General features: G+C 60.8%; 3 protein-coding genes. All 3 read right to left on the reverse strand.

The features are described from left to right. Positions 1 to 15: 15 nt before the first annotated feature. The 3 genes from ABW043_RS15810 to ABW043_RS15820 all read right to left on the reverse strand — a co-directional run bounded on the left by ABW043_RS15810 (position 16) and on the right by ABW043_RS15820 (position 3,428). On the reverse strand, positions 16 to 1,290 hold the full coding sequence (locus ABW043_RS15810; protein ID WP_353922160.1) for an ABC transporter substrate-binding protein: 1,275 nt from the start codon (positions 1,288 to 1,290) through the stop codon (positions 16 to 18). A gap of 103 nt (positions 1,291 to 1,393) precedes the next feature. Further along, positions 1,394 to 2,386: a LacI family DNA-binding transcriptional regulator gene (locus tag ABW043_RS15815; protein ID WP_353922161.1), complete on the reverse strand. Its 993-nt coding sequence runs from the start codon at positions 2,384 to 2,386 to the stop codon at positions 1,394 to 1,396. A gap of 46 nt (positions 2,387 to 2,432) precedes the next feature. Beyond that, positions 2,433 to 3,428 (reverse strand): oxidoreductase, encoded by a 996-nt coding sequence (locus tag ABW043_RS15820; protein WP_353922162.1) that lies wholly within the window; start codon positions 3,426 to 3,428, stop codon positions 2,433 to 2,435. Between the last annotated feature and the right edge of the window lie 360 nt (positions 3,429 to 3,788).

The following is a 3,788-nucleotide window of genomic DNA, read 5'->3' on the forward strand; positions in this document are numbered from 1 at the left end:
CCTTCGGGTAGCTGCTTACTGGGTCTGCTGACGGACCTGAGCGTCGATGGTATCGATGATTTCATCGATATTGCCGCCCGACGTGATAGCCGGGATCTGGGCCACGACAGCGGAGTCAGCTTCTTCGGTGAAGATGCCGTACTTCACGCCCGGGATTTCGGCGAGCCAGGTGGACCAGTTCTGCCAGACGGGCGTGCCGCCGAAGAATTCGTCGCTGGCCTTGTAGGCTTCGCCTTCGCGAGCGGCCATGAACGTACCGACGGCACCCTGATTGACGAGGATGTCCTGGTAGAAATCAACATCGGCGCCCCAGATGGTGGCGAGGAAGTCGATGGCCTTGTCCTTTTCGGGAGCCGATGCCAGCACATACCAGCTCGAGCCGCCGAGGTTGGAGGCGTTGACCGAGGCTTCGATATCGCCGAGGCGCGGAATGGGCGCAACGGCCCACTTGCCGGACAATTCGGGATTGGCCTTGATGGTCGCGGTCATCCAGACGCCGGTCGGCGTACCGAGCGTGTCGCCCGAGGTGAAGCTGCCGGTATATTCGGTCCAGCCGTTCTTGGGCTTGCTGATGCCGGCAGCGAGAAGGCGCTGGTAGGTTTCGAGCGCGCTCTTGAAGACCGGGTTGTCCTTGATGGTGACGTTGCCGTCGGCATCAAAGTACCAGGAGCCGGCCGACTGCATCATGATGCGGAACAGATCGGAAGCGTTCGGGTCGATCGGCAGCAGGGTCTGGCCGGTCTTTTCCTTCACGGCCTGGCCGATTTCGATCAGACGATCCCAGGTGATGTCGTTGAGATCTTCAGCGGTGAAGCCAGCTTCGCCCAGAACGTCGGAGCGATAGAAGAAGCCTGCGACGCCGGAGTCGAAGGGCATGGAATAGGTCTGGCCGTCGACGGTAGCGGCTTCGACCTTATAGGGTGCGAAGGCGGTATAATCGATCTTGTCGGTCAGCGGCTCGAAAGCGCCGGGGAAGGAAAGCAGGTACTTCTGGGCGCGGTAGTCTTCGACGAGAACGATGTCCGGAAGACCAGTGGTCTGGCCGGAAGCCAGCTGCGCCTGCAGCTTCTGCTCCATGGCGGCCTTGTCGAAAATCTGAATGTCGATGGTGTCGTCAGGATTGTTCGCCTTGTAGCGATCAAAAGCCTGCTGCATCGTCGCGCCATTGAAATTGGCGTCCCAGGCCCAAACCGTGAGGTTGGCCGCGGATGCGCTGGCGATGCCAAACATGCTGGTGCCGACCAGCGCAACGGCGAGCGCGCGCTTCCAGCCCGAAGATAGACGGGTCATTGCAATTCCTCCCTAGCGGGTGTTTCCTCTTCACCCGGAAGGTCAGACTAGTATGACTTTTAAGCCGCTGCAAGAATTTCAGTAAATATTTACTGCAAGCGCTTTACTGCGCCGGTTTGGCGGCGGGAACCCTTGTGCTGCCTCGCCAAACGAGGGTCGAAGCAAGAGTAATCTGCTTGGCGATTTCGCGGCCACCGACCCTTTCGAGAAGCAATTCCACCGCCCCTTCGCCGATTTCCTCGGCGGGTAGCCGTACCGTCGTCAGAGGCGGATTGAGGAACTGGGCGACCGAAATGTCGTTGAAACTTGCCACGCCGACATCGCCAGGAATGGAGAGGCCCATCTCGTTGATGGCGCGATAGGCGCCGATGGCCATGGAATCGTTGAAGGTGATGATCACTTCGGGCGGACGCTTCTCGTTGAGGATTTCGCGCGTCAGGCGATAGCCACCCTGTTCGGTATTTTCGCCCGAACGGAACATGCGGTCGTCGAACCAGCCCGACTTGGTCATCCACTGCACGAATGCCTGGGCGCGACGATCGCCCCAGCCGATATAGGCCATGCGGCGATAACCTAGACCGGCAAGGGACTGCAGCAGCTTTTCCATGGCGAAGCCGAGATCGGCCTGGACGCTATCGACCTGCTCGTCGAAAGGCACGAAGTCGGCGAGGACCAATTGGCGCGCATGAGTGCGCAGCCACTCGACCTCGTCTTCGTCATGACGACCGATGGCGATGACGCCAGAAGCGCTTTGCAGCATGGCGGCGTCGGGCTTGGCGTCCGTGTGGTAAACTTTTACCGTTTCGATCTTGAGCGCGGCGCAGCGGCTTTCGATGCCGAGACGCAAGGCCACATAATATGGGTCGACCAGCTCCTGCTCGGGGCGCAGGAAGTGCACGAGAGCGAGCTTGGTGAGGCCCTGAGCATGGGGGCGGTTGCGATTGCGCGGGGTCGCATAATTGAGCTTTTCGGCCGTCTCGATGATGGCCTGCCGCTTGCGATTGGAGATCGACAGCGTCGTATCGTAATTCAGCACGCGCGAAACCGTAGCGCTGGAGACGCCTACGGTTGCTGCGATTTCCTTGAGGGTAACCATGAGGCGCGAAGCTACAGCCGCGAAAGGCTGGCGGTCAACTCGCCTTCTACAGGGCCCGCGGATGCACGAGCACCCTGCCCCGCACTTCGCCCTTGAGGATACGGCTGGCTGCCTCGGGAAGGGTTTCTAGGGTGACTTCTTCCACCAGAGACGCGTAAGCGCTGATGTCGAAGAGCTCGGCGACGCGCTGCCAGGCGGCGATGCGCTTTTCATATGGCTGCATGACACTGTCGATGCCGAGGAGGTTCACGCCGCGCAGCAGGAAGGGCAGAACGTTGGTGCTGAGAGCGACGCCCGCAGTATTGCCGAGGGCGGCGACCGAGCCGCCATATTTGACCTGCTTGAGCACTTTGCCGAGCACATTGCCGCCGACGCAATCGACGACGCCAGCCCAGCGGGCGGGTTCGAGCGGTTTGTCGGCGTCGGCAAGGAATTCGGCGCGATCTAGAATGCGCGCGGCACCAAGCGCGGTGAGCGCGGCGCTGTTTTCGGGCCGACCGGACAGGGCAACGGCGGCGTAGCCAAGCTTGGCCAGAAGCGAAATGGCGATGGAGCCGACGCCGCCGGAGGCGCCGGTGACGAGGACTTCGCCTGAGGACGGCGTGAGCCCTTCGGTCTCAAGGCGCATGATGGCGAGCATGGCGGTGAGACCGGCTGTGCCGACGATCATGGCATCTCGCGTGGTAAGGCCTTTTGGCAGGGGGACGAGCCAGTCGCCATTGACGCGGGCGCGCTCTGAAAAGCCGCCCCAATGGGTTTCGCCGACGCGCCAGCCGGTGAGCACCACGGAATCGCCGGCCCTATAGCGACTGTCGGAGCTATCGCGAACCGTGCCGGCAAAATCGATGCCTGCGACATGGGGAAAGGCGCGGACAAGGCCGCCCTGCCCCGCAAGGCACAGGCCATCCTTGTAGTTGAGATCGGCCCAATCGACATCGACCGTGACATTGCCTTCGGGCAAGCTGGCAGCATCGAGCGTTTCGACGGCATTGCTGACGCTGCCGTCCTCGGCCTTTTGTGTGACAAGGGCGCGAAAGCTCATGCGTTGATCTCCAAATCCCAAGCCCGCCCTGACACCGTGGCGGAAGGGGGGCTTCTGCCTATTCGGACAGTGTCCTAACGGGTCAATCTAGCGCGTTGATGGCCAAAGTCAAAAGACCGCACAAGCTCTTGTATGGAAGAAACAACGCACTAAGCCATTGATAATAAATACACAAAATGACGATGCGTTAGCATTTCGCGAAATCGAGTTGACAGAATGTGCTCGGGATCGGCACAGTATCGGCATCTAGGCGGGATTAATCTCCCAGGATTGGCCGGAGACGCGTCATGGGCCCAAGGGCCCAGCCAGGGTATGTGGTAAAGCGCGCGCTACGCGGTACGTCGTCTGTCTGACCGAAAC

This window comes from Devosia sp. (assembly GCF_040509215.1).
Lineage (GTDB): Bacteria > Pseudomonadota > Alphaproteobacteria > Rhizobiales > Devosiaceae > Devosia.